The 19,148-nt window shown below is 47.4% G+C and carries 17 protein-coding genes; 7 read left to right on the plus strand and 10 right to left on the minus strand.

Annotated elements, in window-relative coordinates; translation table 11 throughout:
- Positions 1-5 precede the first annotated feature (5 nt).
- From ftsA to ACYVGR_RS26895, 3 genes are all read left to right on the plus strand, one after another.
- The gene (ftsA, locus tag ACYVGR_RS26885) at positions 6-1,400 is read left to right on the plus strand and encodes a cell division protein FtsA (RefSeq protein WP_460962638.1); all 1,395 of its coding nucleotides are present in this window, start codon (positions 6-8) and stop codon (positions 1,398-1,400) included.
- Positions 1,401-1,482: 82 nt separating this feature from the next.
- Positions 1,483-2,940: a cell division protein FtsZ gene (gene ftsZ, locus ACYVGR_RS26890; RefSeq protein WP_460962640.1), complete on the plus strand. Its 1,458-nt coding sequence runs from the start codon at positions 1,483-1,485 to the stop codon at positions 2,938-2,940.
- A gap of 65 nt (positions 2,941-3,005) precedes the next feature.
- Positions 3,006-3,710: a DNA alkylation repair protein gene (locus tag ACYVGR_RS26895; protein WP_460962642.1), complete on the plus strand. Its 705-nt coding sequence runs from the start codon at positions 3,006-3,008 to the stop codon at positions 3,708-3,710.
- A 25-nt stretch (positions 3,711-3,735) separates the two neighbouring features.
- Here the strand turns inward: ACYVGR_RS26895 and ACYVGR_RS26900 are convergent, their stop codons facing one another.
- Positions 3,736-4,428 (minus strand): hypothetical protein, encoded by a 693-nt coding sequence (locus tag ACYVGR_RS26900; protein WP_460962644.1) that lies wholly within the window; start codon positions 4,426-4,428, stop codon positions 3,736-3,738.
- A gap of 364 nt (positions 4,429-4,792) precedes the next feature.
- Between ACYVGR_RS26900 and ACYVGR_RS26905 the strand changes: the two genes are divergently transcribed.
- Both ACYVGR_RS26905 and ACYVGR_RS26910 read left to right on the plus strand, forming a co-directional pair.
- On the plus strand, positions 4,793-6,205 hold the full coding sequence (locus ACYVGR_RS26905) for a DUF418 domain-containing protein (protein WP_460962646.1): 1,413 nt from the start codon (positions 4,793-4,795) through the stop codon (positions 6,203-6,205).
- 26 nt (positions 6,206-6,231) lie between these two features.
- Complete coding sequence (locus tag ACYVGR_RS26910) at positions 6,232-7,638, plus strand: DUF418 domain-containing protein (protein WP_460962648.1); 1,407 nt, start codon at positions 6,232-6,234, stop codon at positions 7,636-7,638.
- Positions 7,639-7,726: 88 nt separating this feature from the next.
- Here ACYVGR_RS26910 and ffh read toward each other — a convergent pair whose 3' ends face one another.
- Genes ffh through ACYVGR_RS26925 form a run of 3 tightly spaced genes read right to left on the minus strand, consistent with a single transcriptional unit; the run spans position 7,727 to position 9,515 of the window.
- Entirely contained in the window at positions 7,727-9,046 is a 1,320-nt protein-coding gene (gene ffh, locus ACYVGR_RS26915) for a signal recognition particle protein (RefSeq protein ID WP_460962650.1), read from the minus strand.
- A gap of 6 nt (positions 9,047-9,052) precedes the next feature.
- The gene (locus ACYVGR_RS26920) at positions 9,053-9,256 is read right to left on the minus strand and encodes a type II toxin-antitoxin system HicA family toxin (protein WP_460962652.1); all 204 of its coding nucleotides are present in this window, start codon (positions 9,254-9,256) and stop codon (positions 9,053-9,055) included.
- Between the two features lie 7 nt (positions 9,257-9,263).
- On the minus strand, positions 9,264-9,515 hold the full coding sequence (locus ACYVGR_RS26925; protein WP_460962654.1) for a type II toxin-antitoxin system HicB family antitoxin: 252 nt from the start codon (positions 9,513-9,515) through the stop codon (positions 9,264-9,266).
- 298 nt (positions 9,516-9,813) lie between these two features.
- Here ACYVGR_RS26925 and ACYVGR_RS26930 point away from each other — a divergent pair, with 298 nt between their 5' ends.
- Positions 9,814-10,122 carry a hypothetical protein gene (locus tag ACYVGR_RS26930; RefSeq protein WP_460962656.1) on the plus strand — a complete coding sequence of 103 codons (309 nt, stop codon included), beginning with the start codon at positions 9,814-9,816 and terminating at the stop codon, positions 10,120-10,122.
- 38 nt (positions 10,123-10,160) lie between these two features.
- On the opposite strand, the gene ACYVGR_RS26935 is transcribed toward ACYVGR_RS26930, so the two are convergent.
- The 4 genes from ACYVGR_RS26935 to treF all read right to left on the minus strand — a co-directional run bounded on the left by ACYVGR_RS26935 (position 10,161) and on the right by treF (position 15,012).
- Entirely contained in the window at positions 10,161-11,813 is a 1,653-nt protein-coding gene (locus ACYVGR_RS26935; RefSeq protein WP_460962658.1) for a glycerol-3-phosphate dehydrogenase/oxidase, read from the minus strand.
- A 103-nt stretch (positions 11,814-11,916) separates the two neighbouring features.
- Entirely contained in the window at positions 11,917-12,534 is a 618-nt protein-coding gene (locus ACYVGR_RS26940; RefSeq protein WP_460962660.1) for a hypothetical protein, read from the minus strand.
- Positions 12,535-12,633: 99 nt separating this feature from the next.
- Positions 12,634-13,389, minus strand: coding sequence for an outer membrane beta-barrel protein (locus tag ACYVGR_RS26945; RefSeq protein ID WP_182458927.1), 756 nt, complete (start codon positions 13,387-13,389; stop codon positions 12,634-12,636).
- Positions 13,390-13,488: 99 nt separating this feature from the next.
- Positions 13,489-15,012, minus strand: coding sequence for an alpha,alpha-trehalase TreF (treF, locus tag ACYVGR_RS26950; RefSeq protein ID WP_460962662.1), 1,524 nt, complete (start codon positions 15,010-15,012; stop codon positions 13,489-13,491).
- A 165-nt stretch (positions 15,013-15,177) separates the two neighbouring features.
- Between treF and ACYVGR_RS26955 the strand changes: the two genes are divergently transcribed.
- Positions 15,178-16,443, plus strand: coding sequence for an MFS transporter (locus ACYVGR_RS26955; protein ID WP_460962664.1), 1,266 nt, complete (start codon positions 15,178-15,180; stop codon positions 16,441-16,443).
- A gap of 75 nt (positions 16,444-16,518) precedes the next feature.
- Here the strand turns inward: ACYVGR_RS26955 and ACYVGR_RS26960 are convergent, their stop codons facing one another.
- Both ACYVGR_RS26960 and ACYVGR_RS26965 read right to left on the minus strand, forming a co-directional pair.
- On the minus strand, positions 16,519-18,108 hold the full coding sequence (locus tag ACYVGR_RS26960; protein ID WP_460962666.1) for an N-acyl-D-amino-acid deacylase family protein: 1,590 nt from the start codon (positions 18,106-18,108) through the stop codon (positions 16,519-16,521).
- Positions 18,109-18,594: 486 nt separating this feature from the next.
- Entirely contained in the window at positions 18,595-19,086 is a 492-nt protein-coding gene (locus ACYVGR_RS26965; RefSeq protein WP_460962668.1) for a DinB family protein, read from the minus strand.
- Positions 19,087-19,148 lie beyond the last annotated feature (62 nt).

Here is a 19,148-nt window from a genome sequence, read left to right on the forward strand (position 1 = left end):
CGGGCATGGACGAAAAAATTGTAGTGGGTCTGGACATTGGCAGCACCAAGGTGTGTGCGGTGGCCGGACGGTTGATTCGTAATAATAAAGAACAGGAAACGCTCGAAGTATTGGGCGTTGGCGAGACGAATCTAACCGATGGAGTTGCCAAAGGGTCTGTTGTGAACGTCAATAATACAGTGAATGCTATTAAGCGAGCTGTAGCAGAGGCATCTAACCAATCTAACCTGAACATTCATTTAGTAAATGTCAGTTTCAGTGGTTCACACGTTACGTCGGTGAAATCGAGTGGGAGTATTACCCGTTCGTCATCGGGCGATGAAGTGCAGACTGAAGATATTGATCACCTGCTGAATGACATGTACCGCACGTCCATTCCGGCCGACAAGGAAATTATCCATGTCTTGCCAATGGATTTTGTGGTCGATACGGAGACGAATATCAATCAACCCGTTGGTCGAAACGGCGTCAAACTTGGCGCTGATTTTCAATTAATTACCGCTCAGGCAAACGCAGCCCGAAACATCCGCAAATGTATTACGCGCAACAATCTGGCGCAGGATACAATGATGCTCTCGGCGCTGGCATCTGGCCTGGCCGTTCTGACCGACGAGGAAAAGTATGCTGGCGTTGCGCTGGTCGATATTGGAGGAGGTACTACCGAAATGGCTATCTATTATCGGAATGTCCTTCGCCATGTTGCCGTTTTCCCTTGGGCAGGTAATAGCCTCACGTCTGATATTCAGGCAGGTTGTAAAATTCTACCGAATCAGGCCGAGTTGCTTAAAAAGAAATTTGGTAGCGCAAATCCTGGGGAATACAATCTAAACGAGGTTGTTGCTGTTCCCGGTCTCAGTAATCGCAAGCCGAAAGACGTGTTATTGAAAAATGTAGCCGTCATCATTGAAGATCGGCTCCGCGAAATTGCGGCTTTGGTTCAAGCTGAAATTATTCGGTCGGGTTACGATGGCAAACTGCTGGGCGGTCTGGTACTCACAGGTGGATCGGCCTTGATTCCGGGCGTCGAACATATTTTTGGACGTGTAACGGGAGTTGAAGAAGTGCGGGTAGGTTTTCCGGAACATCTGGAGCCTAATGGCCGTGCTGACCTGGTTGGCGATCCCGCTTATGCTACCGCAGTAGGGCTGGTATGGGCAGGTTATAAGACAATCGACAACCGTATTTCGTTTATCAGCGACCCAAATCGGGCTTATAAGGAAGAAGATCAACCTATCGGTTCAGGTGGCAGACCCGTTTACCCCATTGGCGGAGGTTCGACCGGTAAACCTATTGGCGGAGTTAAGCAGCCAGATCCTGTTGAACCACCCAAAAAGAGCTGGTTCGATAAGCTTATGGAAGCGATTCAACCTTCACGTGGTAACGAAACCGATCCTTATTAGCCAATACCATTAAATCGGCTTATTGATCGGTTTAATGATTATATGCGTATTTTGCAAATGAACAGACACCAGAACCCACACGATGAATAGTCAGGGCTATAGATTCGAAATACCAGACGATAACCCAATCATAATTAAGGTTGTCGGCGTGGGCGGCATGGGAGGGAATGCCGTTAAACACATGGACAAACTGAAGATGAGAGATGTCAGTTTTGCCGTGTGTAACACAGACCGCCAAGCTCTTATGAGTAACCCTGTGCAAACTAAATTGCAATTGGGCGACGGATTGGGGGCAGGCACCGAAGCCAAAGCCGGTGAAGATGCCGCCCGTGCCAGTATCGATGAGATTCGAAACCTCCTGGCTCCGCCAACGAAAATGGTCTTCATCACGGCAGGTATGGGTGGTGGTACCGGTACTGGTGCTGCTCCCGTAGTGGCCGAAGTAGCCCGTGAAATGGGCCTGCTAACCGTAGCTGTTGTAACGGCTCCCTACTGGTATGAAGGTACAGATAAGAAAGAACAGGCGCGGGAAGGGATTGAAAAGCTAAAGAAAAGCTGCGATACCGTACTCGTTGTACTGAATGATAAGCTAGCTGAATTGTACAGTGAATTAACATGGACCGAAGCTTACGCCCATGCCGATGACGTACTGGCCAACGCGGTGAAAAGTATTGCTGAAATCATTACAACTCAGGGCGACATCAACGCTGACTTTGCCGACGTAAAGAAAGTGCTTGAAGGCGCTGGGCAGTCGGTAATGGGATCGGCAGAGATTGGTGGCGAAGAGCGTGCGCTTAAGGCCATCGAAGCAGCTTTGAACTCACCCTTGCTGAATGATCATGACATTCGCGGAGCCAAGCGGATTCTGTTGACTATTTCGTCGAGTACGCAGCATGCCATGAAGCTGAAAGAGCAAATGGCGATTTCGGAACACGTTGCCAAGAAAATTCAGAGTGAGGCCAAGATGTTTAAGTTCGGGGCTATCACAGATGACAATCTTGGTGAAAATCTTCGGGTCACGATTATTGCTGCTGGTTTCGATGGTACGTCTACCTTAATGGATCAGCTGAAGAATCCTGTTGAAACAGACACTGAGCAGGTGGAAAACAACGCCACTGAATCCGACGTCGATATACCACAGGGCGGTCTGGATGAGGACGAAAAGCCAGAAGACCTGGTGCTGGTAGACGCCGATGGCAACGAAACAGATTCGGAGCCTGTTGGCGTAAGTATCAAGCCCGACGATAAGCAAACCCCCACCGGTGGCTATACAGGTGGCTCATCCATTGTTCGCCCTGAGCCCCCTGTTTATACAGGGCCATTCAAAGACGATGACCAGGACGTTGATGTGCTGGAATTGGATGAGCAGGAGCGGCCTAACGATGCTGAGTTGATTCGGAAAACGATAGACACGTTTGTAAAAGGTCAATACCTGGCGGCCGACCTCGACCGCCCAACGTTTGAGCGTAACAAGACTGTACTCTATTCGCTGCCGTTATTGGCAGAACAAGAGTTTGTACGATCGAAATTAAATGATTAATTGAGCCCTAGTTAGGGTCTATTTCTGGCAGAGACTTTTCTAAGTCTCTGCCTTTTTTATTACGAATGGAATTGACGTATACAGCTGTAAAAAATGCATTACTCGGCTTAGCCCAACCCGAACGGGCTATTCTGTTCGCTCGTTTTTTCAAAACTGCACCTGGTCAGTATGGTGCAGGGGATTTGTTTCTGGGCCTTTCAATGCCCCAACAGCACGTAGTAGCTAAAGAATATAGAAATCTGCCACTAAATGAAACCGAACTACTTGTCCGCGACCCGTATCATGAATGCCGCATGGTTGGCTTATTGATTTGGGTTAATCAGACAAAAAAGGCGTCTTCAGTTCAGCGATCAGCAATTTTAGACCATTATCTGGCCAATCGACAGTATGTCAATAATTGGGATTTGGTTGATGTTACCTGCCCACACATTGTTGGTCGAGCAGTCATTCAGGGAGACCGCTCAATTCTTTACGACCTCGCCAACCAAAATCATCTCTGGAGTCAACGTATCGCTATCGTTTCTACATTCGCCCTCATTCGACTAGGCCAGTTTGGCGACACCTTCGCCATTGCTGAACTGTTATTGACACACAAACACGATTTGATTCATAAAGCAGTTGGCTGGATGCTTCGCGAAGTAGGCAAACGAAACGTAGATGCCCTGGAAGAGTTTCTGCACGACCACGTCCACCAAATGCCGCGCACGACTCTCCGGTACGCCATCGAACGATTCGAACCTGCTCGTAGACGCTATTATCTGGATTTATGACAACTCACATTGAGTCAATTCTTACCTACCAACTTCTAAGGTAGGCCGGTATTCTGGCTTTAAAGGCTTCCAGACTTGGCCCTTGACGGTGAATGGTAACTCTGTGTTTCTCGAAACCAAGTATAGGATAAGAACCTTTTTGTGCAGCCTGTTTAGTAGTCGTAAGAAACAACTTAACACCACGCGACTTCGCAAAACTTAGCGCCTTATCGAAGCTAACAATCGACCCATCTGGATCTCCACTAACATTACAGCTAGTGCCTAGGGGGGCATTGTAATTCCTATCACCCCAGATTTTATCGGGTGGGTAGCCAGCAAAGGATTCTTCGATCTTTATCAATAGGTTAGAATAAGCACCGGCGAGTAACAATCCCTGGTGCGTCCCATTTTTTATTGTTTCAGACTGAAAGGCTTTATCTCTAAACGGAAGCCTGATAAACGCTCCATTTAAGCGAGCATAATGTTTGGCACTTGTAAAGGCATCGGGCAAATAATCCTTTTGGGCCTGCGCAATAAAATTGTCCAGAGACCCAATAACAGTGCCATAGTTCTTGCCACCCAATCTCGACTTCAAACTATCTAATTGGGCTACACCTTTGCTCGTAGGGGCCGCTAAGAGTGCGAATACGGTAGGAAGTTGAACGAGAATAGGACTCTGATGAATTTCCGATATAGCTAGCGCTGTAGCGGCCTTATCGTTGATTGGTAGAATAGTCATCGTTTTACAGGTGATAGAAGGTTTTACAACATCCATTAGGTTCGAGCAGTGTTTGCTACACGTCTGCCATTTTGTTGAATCAAAACTACACAACCCAAACCCGCCTGAGGTGAAGACTATATAGTAGGCGTGTTTCACTTTGAACGTGGTGGAAATACACTTATAAACGGCGGATTTATAAAGATTTCTACTTAGAACACCGCTCAATATAACCCTACCCATACCCTACCCTTCACTTTCCTGATTACCAGTTAATTAATTCATAGTTCGTTCGTTTAGTGATTCTCAAACTTTTGAAAAGTAATAAGTATATTACTACAATTTTCAACTGATTGTCAGGCAACTACTAAACTTCCTCGCACGTATGATTCCACACACTCTTTCTTCCACTAATCTGACCGATGTTGGATTAACGACCAACCTGCAACCAGTTGCTCAGACTGCTCGTATTCCTACGATTGATATTCTCCGTGGCGTAGCCTTATTGGGTATCCTCTTGGTGTCTATTCCCAGCTTTGGCCTGACCGAAGCCAGTGTTCAGGAATTGATACGTGGGCCACACGGCGGCAATTACTGGTTGAAGACCCTTATTTACGTTCTGTTCGAAAATAAAATGCGGGCGCTCTTCTCCATGCTGTTCGGCGCAGGAATCATTCTGTTTTTGGACAGAAACCGGTCAGGCTCGGGTATGGCAGCACCTGAACTATTTATTCGACGCCAACTTTGGCTGGCAGTATTTGGATTAGTCAATGCGCTTGGTCTGCTGTGGCATCAAGATATTCTGTTTAACTATGGCATCGTGGGTATTTTTCTATTCCCATTCAAACGTCTGTCGGCAAAGACATTGTTGGTATGTGCAATTGTTGCAGGTCTTATTTATAGTGGAAAGAATTACTGGAGTTTTACCGAACAAAAGCAGAAATATGAGAAGTACCAACAAGTTGTTGCATTCGAAAAAAAGGCCAAAGCTGCCAAGTCTGCCCCAAAAAAAGTAAAACTGACCGACGAACAAAAAGACGATAAAGAGGCTTGGGAAGGGATTGTAAAAAGCAAAAAGTACGATAAGAAGGCCGACCGGGCGAATATCCTCGCCATGCGCTCCGACTACGTTACTGTCTGGAATCATCAGCTTCCGAAAGCACAGCAAATGGAAGCCCCCTTCTTCTACCGATTTGGCCTGTGGGATATTACGTCCATGATGCTGTTAGGAATGGCCTTGTTTAAATGGGGATTCTTTTCAAATCAACTCACGACCGGCCAATACACATTGCTGGCAATTGGAGGTTTGCTTATTGGTCAAACGATAGCCTGGCTTTCACTTCCTTCGCACGAACTAGCTATAACCGACTACAGCAAATTTATTAGCACCAGTATAGTACCGCTTAGCGATCTGCTGATGCCGTTTGAACGAGCCTTCTCGGGTATTGGCTGGACTAGTCTGGTTTTACTGCTATATAGGTCAGGTGTAGCGCAGTGGCTCTGGAAATCGTTGGCGGCAGTGGGGCAAATGGCCTTCACAAACTACCTAATGCAGTCGGTGTTGTGCACACTATTCTTTTATGGCTATGGACTCGGCTATTACGGCGATCTGAAGTTCTATCAACTCTATTTTGTCGTCGCTGAAATCTGGTTGATCCAACTGGTCTTCAGTACAGTCTGGTTGCATTTCTTTCGATTCGGCCCATTGGAATGGCTCTGGCGTTCGCTGACTTATGGTGAGCAGCAACCCATGCGATTAACGCAGTCGACTCCGGCCCCAGCGCCCATTTTACTTTGATACACACCTCTCAACTAAACTAAGCTATGGAAACGAATCCAATCTCACTCATACCGACTGACACCACAGCTCCTATTTACACTGATACCATACTGACAACGCACAATTCAGAAATAAACGAACGAGTCCCACAGCCCGTAGCCAAAGCCGACCGTATTCAAACGATCGACCTGATTCGGGGCTTTGCGTTATTGGGAATATTGATGATGAACATTCCAGGATTTGGCTTTTTATGGACTACACTCAGGACAGTACTCAGCAAACCAGAAGGGCCCGATTTTTATGCCTTTACCATTGTAGGCGTTGCCTTTGAAGGCACTATGCGTGGCCTATTTTCGATGCTGTTTGGCGCAGGTATGGTTTTGTTTACCCAAAATAAACAAGAGTCAGAAAATGGTCCTACAGTAGCGGAATACTACTATCGTCGTTTGTTATGGTTGGTTTTATTCGGAGTTTTTAACGCTTATATCTTACTCTGGTTTGGCGACATTCTGTTCTTTTACGGCCTGTGTGGTATGCTCCTCTATCCCTTCCGTCGAACCAAAGCAGCGTGGTTAATTGGCTTGGCTATTGCCTGTCTGGGTATCAACACCATTCGCACCGAATTGTGGTATACCGAGTTACGAGCTAATCGGGCGGGTTACCTGGAAGCGGTTGCTTTAGAGAAGGTCCATAAAAAGCCGACAGAGAAACAGAAAGAAGCGAAGGCTGCCTGGGAAAAATTCGAGAAGAATACGAAACGTGACCCTAAAAAAGAGGCTAAAGAACTAAAAGCCATGCGGGGTGACTACGGAGCCGTCTTCGCTCATTTACTCCCTCGCAACAGCGACGATGAAATATATGGCACCTACTTCGGAGGCTGGGATATGCTGCTAATGATGTTCATCGGGATGGCTCTTTTGCAATGGGGATTTTTCGCAAATAAGCTCCCTACATCCACCTATCTCTTAACGCTCCTGATTGGCTATGGTATAGGGTTGCCGATCAGTTGGTTCTATGTACAATCGGAATTAACCTGGCTAGTCCATCCTACTCAGGTAGTTGACACCTTCCGAACCATACCGTTTCAGGTTTACGACGTACGTAGAATCCTGCTGGCGCTTGGCCACGCTAGTTTGTTGATACTGATTTACCGATCAAATGTGGTACCCTGGCTGATGAAATCCCTGACGGCAGTGGGTCAAATGGCCTTTACCAATTACCTCATGCAATCCATTATCTGTACCCTTTTCTTTTACGGATATGGCCTGGGGTATTACGGAAAACTCGCTTACCACCAGTTGTATTATGTCGTGGCTTGTGTCTGGCTATTTCAGCTGATTATCTCTCCCATCTGGCTGAATTATTTCCGGTTTGGGCCATTTGAGTGGGTATGGCGTAGTTTGACGTACTGGAAGCCTCAGCCCATGCGCCGGACGCTGGCAACCGATTAATTGCCTCTTCGCTACAGGTGTAAAAACAACAGGCTCCAATGTGACAATACATTGGAGCCTGTTTTATAGGTACTGGATGCCCGATTTACTAACGCATCATTTTGTTCATTTTGCCGGATGCCTGCATGGTGTTCATTTTCTTCATCATCTTCCGCATCTCGTCAAACTGTTTCAGCAGGTTATTTACTTGCTGAATGTTGGTACCGCTACCCGCTGCGATGCGTTTTTTACGGCTCCCGTCGATGATGTCAGGACGACTGCGCTCCTTGGGTGTCATCGAACTAATAATGGCTTCAATGGGCTTAAACGAATCGTTATCGATGTCTAAATCCTTGATCATTTTGCCCATACCCGGAATCATGCCGAGCAGATCTTTGACGTTACCCATCTTTTTGATCTGCTGTAATTGCGACAGGAAGTCGTCGAAGTCGAACTGATTCTTCCGCATCTTGGCGTTGATGCGCTTGGCTTCGTCTTCGTCAAACGCCTGCTGCGCCCGCTCTACCAGCGAAATTACGTCGCCCATCCCCAGAATCCGACTCGCCATCCGATCTGGATAGAACACGTCGAGGGCTTCCATTTTCTCACCCGTGCTAATGAACTTGATGGGTTTATTAACAACCGTTTTGATAGATAATGCGGCACCGCCCCGTGCATCACCATCGAGCTTGGTTAACACAACGCCATCGAAATTAAGGCGTTCGTTAAACGTTCTGGCGGTGTTGACAGCGTCCTGCCCCGTCATGGAGTCAACCACAAACAGAGTTTCGGTTGGGTTAATGGCGCGTTTAACGGCCTCAATTTCCTGCATCATCGCTTCATCGACAGCCAGACGTCCGGCCGTATCGATAATCACGATTTTCTTACCCGTTTTACGCGCCTGGTCGATACCATTCCTGGCAATGCTAACCGCGTCTTTGTTTTCGGGTTCGGCATGTACATCTACGCCAACCTGCTCACCCAGCACTTTCAACTGGTCAATAGCCGCCGGGCGATAGATATCTGCGGCAACAAGCAGCACATTCCGTCCCTGCTTTTTCAAGTAAGCGGCCAGCTTACCCGAAAAGGTCGTTTTACCAGACCCCTGCAACCCTGCAATCAGAATAACAGCGGGATCACCTTTGATATTGATTCCCTGGGCTTCGCCACCCATCAACTCCGTCAGCTCTTCCTGAACGATTTTGACGAATAATTGGCCCGGTTCAACCGAAATAAGCACCTTCCGATCAAGCGCTTTGTCGCGAATACGGTCAGTGATTTCTTTAGCAACTTTATAGTTTACGTCGGCATCGGTCAACGCGCGACGGACTTCTTTGATGGTTGCGGCAACGTTGATTTCGGTAATGCGGCCCTGCCCTTTAAGGGTTTTAATGGCCTTATTTAGCTTATCCTGAAGATTCTCGAACATGCGTTATTAGATTTCATCCCGGTCAATTCCGGCCTGTTTTAAAATGGTGTAAAATGTCCCCTTCGCCATATCCCGATTACCATGCATGGGCACAGGAATAGTACGATTTAGTTCTTCATTAAAATAGATGTGGTGACTACCTTTTATGCGTTGCAATTCCCAGCCACGTTCCTTCAACAAATTAATCAATCGTTTCGGTGAGTAATCCATTAGAAATTTAAGCGGCCTGATCAGTCAAAGGGGCTAACGGTAGATTGATTGAATATTCAAACGTTTCACTGTCATCCTCAATCGGAATTCCCTTTTCTGCATACACTTCCAAACATCCTTCAGCAGCTTCACGAGCCATTGCTATCGCTTCTTCAATAGTTTCTCCCCATGTTACACAACCTGGAATAGACGGAACTATCGCCGTATAAACACCCTCTGGCTCTTTGCGTAATAAAACGCGATATGTGGCTTGCTTCATAGCTTTATTGACCATCTTGTGGCAAAGATAACAGTTTCCAACGGTCAATAATTGCCAAATAACGAACAAGACGGTGAAGACTCATGAACGCAATAAAAAAATACTGTTTTTCGGCACCGATGCAAAACAATATTTTTTTGGCATTATAGTTGATAAGAAATAGAAGGAAGCAAGATTTTTTATTTTAATTCAACTCTATGAGGCAATAATACTATTCCTTGGTTATATTAGCGATGAATGCATCCTCTTTGTAAGACTTGCTGAATGACCTGACAGTAATTCTAAAACCAACTACCTCATGAGAACTCTTTTGATGAAAAAAGCAGCAGGCTACGTAGCCACCGCTTCCTTAGTTGCCTGTTCGTTCGTGACTTCAGTTACTGTCGCGATGCCTTCACAAGTTGCATTCACTACGCCCTCAACCACTGGCAAAGAATCCGTAAAAGAAACTCCCGTTTTAGCCCGTAATACAACGGCTAAACCCGAAACACCAGCTACGACAACGGCAACCGTCAAAGAGCAGGACAAAAAAACCATTGGCCGATGCTGGAAACGGTTGATGACGATGGTTCGGGAGGTGAGCCACGCGCATAAAGCGAAGCAATAAATCGCCCCATATTGTCTCGACCAAGTCAAGAGACGAACTTATATCGAAGCAACAACGGACTGTTCGAAAGGCAGTCCAGCTTGTTTTATAAACCTGCCTAGTAACTGCTGGTAAGCCAAAATCTGTTCCGAACGGTGCGCTTCAGTCCAACCCAGTTCGGCCGCCATTAACTCGGCAACCTGAGGAGTTAGTTGAGCCGTTAACTGCCAGTTCGAAAGCTCTAGTCGCCAGCGTCGGGCCAACACATCGCGTAGTGTAACCGCCATTTCTTCCCGTACCTGATACACAACTTCTGCCTTCAGAAAAGGCTGGCTATCGATTAGTTTTTCTGCCAGAACTGATTGCTGCGTTAGTTTCGCAACCGCTTCAGCACGATTGCCATAAGTCCGCATCAGATGTTGGCAGGAATCAACTGGAAGGCCATATTGGGTTTGCAACCGTTGCCAATCATCGAAACGATAGTTTTCTCCCCCAACCAAGTAGTGGTTTTCGGTCGTACTCTTGACGGGTTTATTCAGTAACTCGCCAACACGGTCAACAGCATCCTGTGCCATAACCCGGTAGGTCGTCCATTTGCCACCCAATAAGCTTAATAAGCCCGATTCTGGATCGTGCTCTACTTCGTGATCGCGAAGCAGTGTTTTTGTATCGGCCCGGCTACTCACAATCAACGGGCGAATCCCCCCAAAGCCAGCCTGTATCTCCGAACGATTAGGTGATTTAGCTAAATAAGGGCGCACCGTCTCGATCAGGTAATCGACCTCATCGGGCTCCAGCATGGGTTCCAGATTTAGATCTTCGTAATCATTATCTGTGGTACCCACAAATACTTTATCACCAAATGGAATCGCGAATACAACCCGGCCATCGGCAGTTTTTGGAATGAGTATAGCATAATCGGTAGCCAGCGTTTCGCGGGGCAATACAATATGAACACCTTTACTCGGCCGGATACGTTGGTCGATTGATGGATTAGCCAACAGGCGAAGTGCGTCAGAGTAGGGTCCAGTGCAATTCAGAAATACCGTGGCTTTTACGTCAATTGTTTCGCCCGTGAGTTGATCTTGTACCGTAGCGCTTTTAAGCTGGCCGTTTTCCCGTGTAAAACCAGTTACAGCTGCATAATTTACCACAGCCGTTCCGGCCTCTTCGGCTGAGTGAGCTAACGCAAGTGCATAACGGGCGTCATTGAACTGTCCATCATAGTACAATACGGCACTGTGCATTTGGCGCGTTAGCATCGGGCTTTTAGCTAAAGCCTCTGACTGATTGAGCCAGCTTCCTTTGGGAAAGGAATCATGCCCAGCAATCATATCGTACAGCGTTAGCCCGACAGTCATATAAAGCCCTTCGAACCAACTGAATACCGGTGTAAGAATAGCCAGTGGATGAGCTAAATGCGGAGCGTTTCGAATAACTGTCCGGCGTTCGGCTAAGCCATGACGTACCTGTCGAAGCTGAGCCAGATCAAGCTTTTTAATCGCCTGCTCCAGATAGCGAACGCCCCCATGAATCAGTTTGGTGGAACGGGAAGAGGTTTCACTGGCAAAATCACCCCGGTCAATCAGCGCGACTCGGTAGCCACGTAGAGCGGCATCTAAAGCAGCACCGGCACCACTGGCACCGGCACCGATGATACATACATCAAATGATTCCTGTTGTAGCCGCTCCCAATTTGCGTTCCGATTCATAAGTGTTCAGACCAATATTACCTGTCAATTCCCTGACTTATAGTAATCAGGTAACGGCAGAAGCCAGGCAATTAGTTGCCTCACTATCTTTAATTTATCCAACTTATGAGGAGAAACTACGGCTACGGCCTCCGAAAAATCCACTACGCCCGCTCGATGGCCGAACAGAGCGTGTTACACGGGAAGTTCGAACACTTTCGCCAACGCGTGTGGAGCGATTATATAAATCGGTATTCGCATAGATTCCGGAACCGTATCGACGGGCGTCATCCTGATATTGGGGCGCCGTAGATCGTCCCAACATGTAGCCAAGACTACCCCACAATAGCGCATTCGCTAAGCCATTATGATGGTGAGCCTGATACGCGCCTGGGTTATGAAGATAGGTACTGGTGGACTGATCGGTTTCAACAAGTCGTTTGGCGGCTTCAACACTTAAGGTGTCGCGGTGGCCATCGAAATAACTTACAATAGCCCCGGCCTGCCCCGGATTGGCCTGGACTTCGTCGGTGATTTTAAAATTACCGGGGGCCGTTTCGGTGATATAGGTTCGTACACCTTTTCCAAAACGAGTTTCGGTTTGCTCTTCGTCGGAGTCGGAGTTGTTGTTACCACAGCTCTGAAGCGCAACGGCACCACCAAGCAGTGCTAAACTAAGGGTCGTACTAAGGGTAATATCTTTTACACGCCGAAGAACGGCATGTCGGCGAGTCGGTGTCATACGTTAGGTTGATTAAGAATCAGCCACTAAACTACACTCCCGACGGCAAGGCTACAACCCAATAGGGATGAACTGTCGACTGAGCTTAGCAAACGGTTGCTAGAACGGACGGTATTTAGTACCGAATAGCAATGATACACCAGCCGATACGCTTACAACGCCAACGGTCCGGTCACTACTGTAGTTTGAACTTTTAGAAACGCTGTTCGCACTGGTAGCTATCGACGTAAGGTTATTGAACGTAAAATCAGAACGGCTATAATCGGCATTCAGGTTAAGCGCCGTACTCCGCCCAAGGCGATACCGCAATGACAACCCGCCACCATAAGCCATTGCATTGCTCTGAGAACCCGTCGTTTTAAGCGACATTTCAGTGTGACCGAATGTACCCGACATCGATGTGTTAGGCAGCACAGCCAGTGCGCGTCCGGCAAGCAGGCGAGCATCTACCGATAATCTACCCGTTACTGGAATCGACACGTATGGGCCGACCATCATTGTAAGGATTGACCAGTTATCGGCCCTTGCCGTCCAGACATCTGATTCGTTCCGATACAGGGCATCGAGCATTGCACCTGTATTTACCGAGTTCCGATGTTGCTCGCCCCGAATCATTAAGCCTACAGGCCCCGCGATTCGGTAACCTGCCGATACGTTAAAGGCAAGTCCATTTCCAGCCATGCAGGCCTGATCGTCGGTAGCTGAGCAGCTGGCAAACCGGCCAACGGGCACGCTAGCCCCCGCCGATACAGCAAAAAAACCTTTTTTATCCTGATGCGATAGAATAAACGTCTTCTGGCAAAAGGCAGCAGTAGTCATACCAGCTGCCAACACAGTTACGAAGAGCTTTTTCATAGCCTACTAAATTTATTGGGTAAGTTGTTAGAAACTTACTCTACAAATTCAGTGCCATAAATACAAAATCAACACAAGTCACTAATCATCAATAACTTACTATTTAGTATATACATTCATTGCTAAGTAAACGCCATTAGTCCAGCCGAAACCATCCTGGTTTGGATACTCTCCTCCTCCCGTAGTTAGAGCCGCATCAACGACGTTGTATTTCTCCATCATTTTGCCAGTAGCTCGAAAAACTTTGTCGTTTAGAGCCAGCCATCGGTCGCGCCCTTCATTGGCGGTTTGGGTAAACCCATAATTGGTCAGCGCCCGATAGACAATCCATTGCAACGGTGCCCAGCCATTTGGCCAATCCCATTGTTGCCCCGTATGATTAAGTGTTGTCACCCAGCCGCCTGCCTGCAGAAAATCGGCTTTGAGTCGGTCATGAACGCGTGCGGCTTGTTCGGGTGTGGCTAGTTTAAAAAATAACGGAAACACGCCACCCAGCGTTAGGGCTTCGGTTTGCCGACCGGTTACCAAATCATAGTCGTGGAAGAAGCCTGTTTCTTCATTCCAGAACGTTTGTTGAATCGCCTTTTCACGGTCTTCACTCAACTGATTATAGTGGGGTGTCTGTTCAAGCTGGCCTGTTTGAAGAGCTGCTTCGTGTAGAGTTACTTCGAGCCAATAAAGCAGGCAATTCTGATCGACCGGAATGATATTGGCGGCATCAATCGTCGTCATCGCCTTCTGGTCTTTAAACCAGCGACTACTAAAATCCCAGCCCGATTCGCAGGCGGCCCGAATGTGGGTATATAACTCTTCGGGCACAACGCCCAGAGGGTGAGCCTCTTCGGTTAGTTCAATTTCCTGTCGATACGCTTCAGGACGAGGGGTAGGTGTGTCATCCCAGTACCGATTCAATAGTCGATTACCCGCCAGCTTAACAATCCGTTTACTGATGGACTGTTGGTCGGTTAGGTTATCACGGCCATCCATCCAGAAATCATATTCTTTCAGAAGCTGCGACTGATATTTTGCCAGTACTTCTTTGCCTTCAATTTCAGCCAGAACGCCTACCATCAACGCAAAGTAAGGAGGCTGTGAACGGCTCAAAAAGTAGGTGCGATTTCCGTTTGGGATGAACCCGAACTGATCGATCAGGAACGCGAAATTATCCAGCATGCCCTTTATCAAATCGAGTCTTCCCGATTCTTTCAGGCCCAGCATGGTAAAGTAACTATCCCAGTAGAAAATCTCCCGGAATCGCCCTCCGGGAACGACATAAGGATACGGCAACGGTACCCGTGAACTACCTTCAAGAGGTGTATCGGCCTGACGCGTGAGCCGGTCCCAGAGTCGATTTATGTGCTCGGCTGTGCTAATGGATGTATCGCTAACATAGTCGCTGGCAATTTTTTCGGGAACAACAAAATAGGTATGTATAAACACCGAAAGGTCAAAACCAGCTTTAGTTTTCTCGCTTTCATAGAGCGCCACAAGCTCAACAGGTGTGAGTTTGGGCACACAGTCGACAAACGTTTTCGAGTCAGCAAATACATGTCCTAATTGTACATCCTCAAACAGGTTTCCAAAAAGTTGATCCGGCGATTTAGGGAAAGATGAAGCTGCCAAAATAGACTATCAAAGGTTCAGATGATTTAACTAGAAAAGGCCCACTTTGTCATCGATAGCATCGGTTGGGCGAACAAAAATGCAAAATGCCACAATAGAACTGAAAAAAATAATAATCATAAACCCGTATGTTTATTGTCCTAAACGTATAACCACCGTATCAGCATGGCCCACTGGCGTATAAAACTCTCGCTGCTTCTCAACTATTTTGTTTTCGCTATTCTGCTCAACAGCGTTGGAACAGTGATTTTGCAGGTTCAAAACAACTATGGAGTATCGGCTTCATCGGCCAGCGTCCTCGAAGCATTTAAGGATTTAACCATTGCATTTGTATCGTTTATTGTGGCCTCTTACATTGTTCGGATTGGCTACAAACGGGCCATGTTGATTGCTCTCGGACTGGTTATTCTGGCCTGTCTGCTAATGCCCCAGGTACCCGCCTTCTGGACAACCAAGCTGCTCTTTGCGGCAACGGGCGCTGGATTTGCGCTCATTAAAGTGTCCATTTTTGCCACGATTGGCTTAATTACCGACGATTCGAATGGACACGCCAGCTTCATGAATTTCCTGGAGTCGTTTTTCATGATTGGCGTTTTATCGGGTTATTTTCTGTTCAGTGCCTTCGTAGATGACACAAACCCTCAATCGACCTCCTGGCTGACGGTTTATTATGTTCTGGCGGGCATTGCCTTAGTCGCTTTTCTACTGTTACTCAGCACGCCCATTGATGAATCGGGTGTCAAGAACGAAGTCCCTACAAGTTTGGTCGATGATCTGGCCGATATGTTTCGGTTAGCCATTACTCCTGTCGTGCTGGTATTCATCGGTACTGCTTTTGTTTATGTGTTAATGGAGCAGGGAATCATGAGCTGGCTTCCTACCTTCAATAGCAAAATTCTGCAACTGCCCACCTCATTAAGTATCGAGATGGCGAGTATTCTGGCGGCTTCAACAGCGTCAGGACGGTTTCTGGCAGGTGTACTTTTAAGCCGCATTTCGTGGTATTGGCTCCTGATCATTTGCCTGATCGCATCGGCAGGCTTAGTCTTACTGGCACTACCACTAGCAACAGGGGTTGACGGCCGGACGGTTACAGGTTGGGGCGATGCCCCTATAGCCGCTTTCGTTTTCCCATTGATAGGACTCTTTATTGCCCCAATCTACCCAGCCATCAACTCGGCTATTCTAAGTAGCTTACCCTTACGGCAACATGGTCCAATGGCAGGGCTGATCGTGATTTTCTCTGCCTTAGGGGGCACCACGGGTTCCATCATTACGGGACACGTTTTCGAAGCCTATGATGGACAGACTGCATTTTATTTCTCGCTGATACCCATTGGCCTATTGCTTGTACTGATCACCGTGTTCAGCCGAATGCAAAAGAAAACAGGCAAAGCGGTTACGGTTACAGCAGGAATGGGCGGACATTAAAAGATATATGATGTAGGGTGTAAGATGTATTTTCGCGTCGGAAACTTATAGATCATACATCCTACATCATATATCTCATTTCCCATAGCCCGGCCCCATGAGCAACTGGCCTGGACGTTGGCCGTTGTGTTTGCTGTTTTCAACGACGGGCGTGCCGTTGACAATGACCCAGGAAATGCCCGTTGTATAAGCATGGGGTTGCTCGTAAGTGGCTTTATCAGAAACGGTTTTCTCATCGAACAACACAATGTCGGCAGCGTAGCCGGGGCGGAGTAACCCACGATCTGATAATTTAAACCGTTGAGCGGGCAAGGACGTCATCCGGCGTATGGCTTCTTCCATCGGGATAACATGTCGTTCCCGCACGTAGCGGCCCAATACGCGGGCATTGGTCCCATACGCGCGCGGGTGTGGCATACCCGAACCCAATTTAGCAACACCGGCATCAGAAGCAATCATCGTGTTAGGGTATCGAAGAATGTTTTCAACGTCGGTTTCTGACATGGTATGATATACCATCTGGATGCGCTTCAGATTGGCTTTTTCCATCAAATCCATAATCAGGTCCGCTTCCGTTTCGGGGGTGTTTTTTCGGCCCAGCTTCTGATTGATGGCACTGATGCTCATGCCATTGAATGTCGTATCGGGCTTATAACTGGCGACAACGGCGTATTCATAATTCTTCCGCAGGTTTGCCGACAAACCATCCAGCATTTCCTTCCGAATTTTGGCGCGGGTAGCCGGATCACGAAAGCGAACCAATACAGCCGAATCGCCATCGGCCAGTGCCCATGAGGGCACAATACTTTCCAGCGAGGTACTGGATGCCGTGTACGGGTATTGATCGACGGTGACGTCTAAACCTTCCCGACGGGCGGCTTCGACCAGTTCAACGGTTTCGGTACTTTTCCCCCAGAGTGGCTTGCTGGCTACTTTAAAGTGTGAAATCTCGACTGGGATTTTAGCTTCGCGACTAATCAGAATTGCTTCCTGAACGGCCTGTTTTACATTCTGACCTTCGTTTCGAATGTGGGATGCGTATACCCCTCCATAGCGCGAGGCCATTTTTGCCAGATTCACTACTTCGGGCGTACGGGCGTAGGTGCCGGGCGTGTAAATCAGGCCAGTCGACATCCCTACAGCCCCGTCTTTCATCGCCTGCTCAACGAGTGCTTCCATATCGGCCTGTTCACGAGCGGTGGGTTCGCGAAACGCCATTTTCATGACTTTCATCCGAACCGAATTATGGCCAATCAACGAGCCAACATTGACCGATGTCTTCGTCATTCGGAGCGTATCGAAGTAGGTGCGTAAGTTGGAGCTTGAGCCACCACAATTGCCGGTTATCAGGGTTGTTACACCATCATAAATAAAATTGGGGGCACCAGGCTGGGCTTCCAGACTACCTTCTACGTGAGCATGTACATCAATAAAACCAGGGGCAACAACGAGTCCACTTGCATCAATCGTTCGCTTGGCATCGCCCGACGCTATTGTACCAATCTTAGCAATACGTCCATTCTGAATAGCCACATCGGCATAGACCCAGGGATTGCCCGTACCATCAACTACGCGACCATTTTTAATAACAAGATCGTAGGGCTGTGCATATGCCAAACAGGAACTAAGAAGACAAAAAAGAAGTGCGTAGAAACGAATGTGCATTGATTTGTTGAGGAAGGTGAAACAATCTATCCGCTCTGAATATGGCTGTTTTTCACGCTAAAATCAAATTCCAGAACAAACCGCTGGAATAGTCCAATAAAAAAGGAGACAGTTGCAAGTAACTGTCTCCCAAGGCTATTGCCAAGGCTTTCGCGTCGAGGTGGTAGCTAATACTTAACGTGAATTATGGATAATTTACGTTAAGTATTATACTAGTTTTTTGTCATCCCGACGCCAGGAGGGATCTCCGGCAACTGGTTATTTACCGAAGATCCCTCCTGGCGTCGGGATGACAAAAAACGATATTATAAATAACTGATAATAAGCCAATAATTTCAGATTTTATCCATTATTCTCGTTACTTAGCCAAGTTAGTTTTTCAGGGACGCCCTGTAGTAGATTATTTTGCTTCTACTGTATTGATATCCAGTGGGTATGTATTCTGTAGAATCGATAGAATCATTTAGAATCCATTTCGCCAAAGCCCTAGGCCTCATCGGCGCTGGGGCCATAGCTTCCGGGAATTGGAATATCCAGCAATCGGAGGAAGACGCCCAACTGAGCCCGGTGGTGCACAATCTGGCAGAACGTTGTCCGAACAACTTCATGTTTGGGTGAGGTAAAGAAGATTTGGTCACCATTTCGCAACGTCCAGGGATCATTCAGGATGGCTTCATTTTCGGGCACCAATTTCGATTTCCCATCCGCCAGGCAGGTTTCCATATAGTCTATTAACTCAGCCGTGTTATTAATGACATCTTCCTTATAGGGGTTAACGGCAAAGTCTAACCCATCCGTTGTGAATGCCATCGTGACCCAAGTAGGCAGGTTGGCAAGATGCGTAGCCAATTGCCGGATGGTCATGCTTTTTTCGTGAGGTTTCCAGTCGTATTTGTCATCAGGAATGCGTTGTAACATTTTGCGAGTCGTTTGCGCTTCCTGCTCCATTTCAGTCAAAAACAGCGGGATGAGTTCCATAGAATTGTCGTTAGTTTATTGTTGAAACAAAGGTAAATGACCCCTGTGACAGCCCTATGTCA

The sequence above is a fragment of the Spirosoma litoris genome (assembly GCF_054776755.1).

Excerpts from the sequence above, each read along its gene's own strand:
- ftsA (WP_460962638.1), top strand. The coding sequence starts at position 6 with ATGGACGAAAAAATTGTAGTGGGTCTGGACATTGGCAGCACCAAGGTG.
- ftsZ (WP_460962640.1), top strand. The coding sequence starts at position 1,483 with ATGAATAGTCAGGGCTATAGATTCGAAATACCAGACGATAACCCAATC.
- ACYVGR_RS26895 (WP_460962642.1), top strand. The coding sequence starts at position 3,006 with ATGGAATTGACGTATACAGCTGTAAAAAATGCATTACTCGGCTTAGCC.
- ACYVGR_RS26900 (WP_460962644.1), bottom strand. The coding sequence starts at position 4,428 with ATGACTATTCTACCAATCAACGATAAGGCCGCTACAGCGCTAGCTATA.
- ACYVGR_RS26905 (WP_460962646.1), top strand. The coding sequence starts at position 4,793 with ATGATTCCACACACTCTTTCTTCCACTAATCTGACCGATGTTGGATTA.
- ACYVGR_RS26910 (WP_460962648.1), top strand. The coding sequence starts at position 6,232 with ATGGAAACGAATCCAATCTCACTCATACCGACTGACACCACAGCTCCT.
- ffh (WP_460962650.1), bottom strand. The coding sequence starts at position 9,046 with ATGTTCGAGAATCTTCAGGATAAGCTAAATAAGGCCATTAAAACCCTT.
- ACYVGR_RS26920 (WP_460962652.1), bottom strand. The coding sequence starts at position 9,256 with ATGGATTACTCACCGAAACGATTGATTAATTTGTTGAAGGAACGTGGC.
- ACYVGR_RS26925 (WP_460962654.1), bottom strand. The coding sequence starts at position 9,515 with ATGAAGCAAGCCACATATCGCGTTTTATTACGCAAAGAGCCAGAGGGT.
- ACYVGR_RS26930 (WP_460962656.1), top strand. The coding sequence starts at position 9,814 with ATGAGAACTCTTTTGATGAAAAAAGCAGCAGGCTACGTAGCCACCGCT.
- ACYVGR_RS26935 (WP_460962658.1), bottom strand. The coding sequence starts at position 11,813 with ATGAATCGGAACGCAAATTGGGAGCGGCTACAACAGGAATCATTTGAT.
- ACYVGR_RS26940 (WP_460962660.1), bottom strand. The coding sequence starts at position 12,534 with ATGACACCGACTCGCCGACATGCCGTTCTTCGGCGTGTAAAAGATATT.
- ACYVGR_RS26945 (WP_182458927.1), bottom strand. The coding sequence starts at position 13,389 with ATGAAAAAGCTCTTCGTAACTGTGTTGGCAGCTGGTATGACTACTGCT.
- ACYVGR_RS26955 (WP_460962664.1), top strand. The coding sequence starts at position 15,178 with ATGGCCCACTGGCGTATAAAACTCTCGCTGCTTCTCAACTATTTTGTT.
- ACYVGR_RS26960 (WP_460962666.1), bottom strand. The coding sequence starts at position 18,108 with ATGCACATTCGTTTCTACGCACTTCTTTTTTGTCTTCTTAGTTCCTGT.
- ACYVGR_RS26965 (WP_460962668.1), bottom strand. The coding sequence starts at position 19,086 with ATGGAACTCATCCCGCTGTTTTTGACTGAAATGGAGCAGGAAGCGCAA.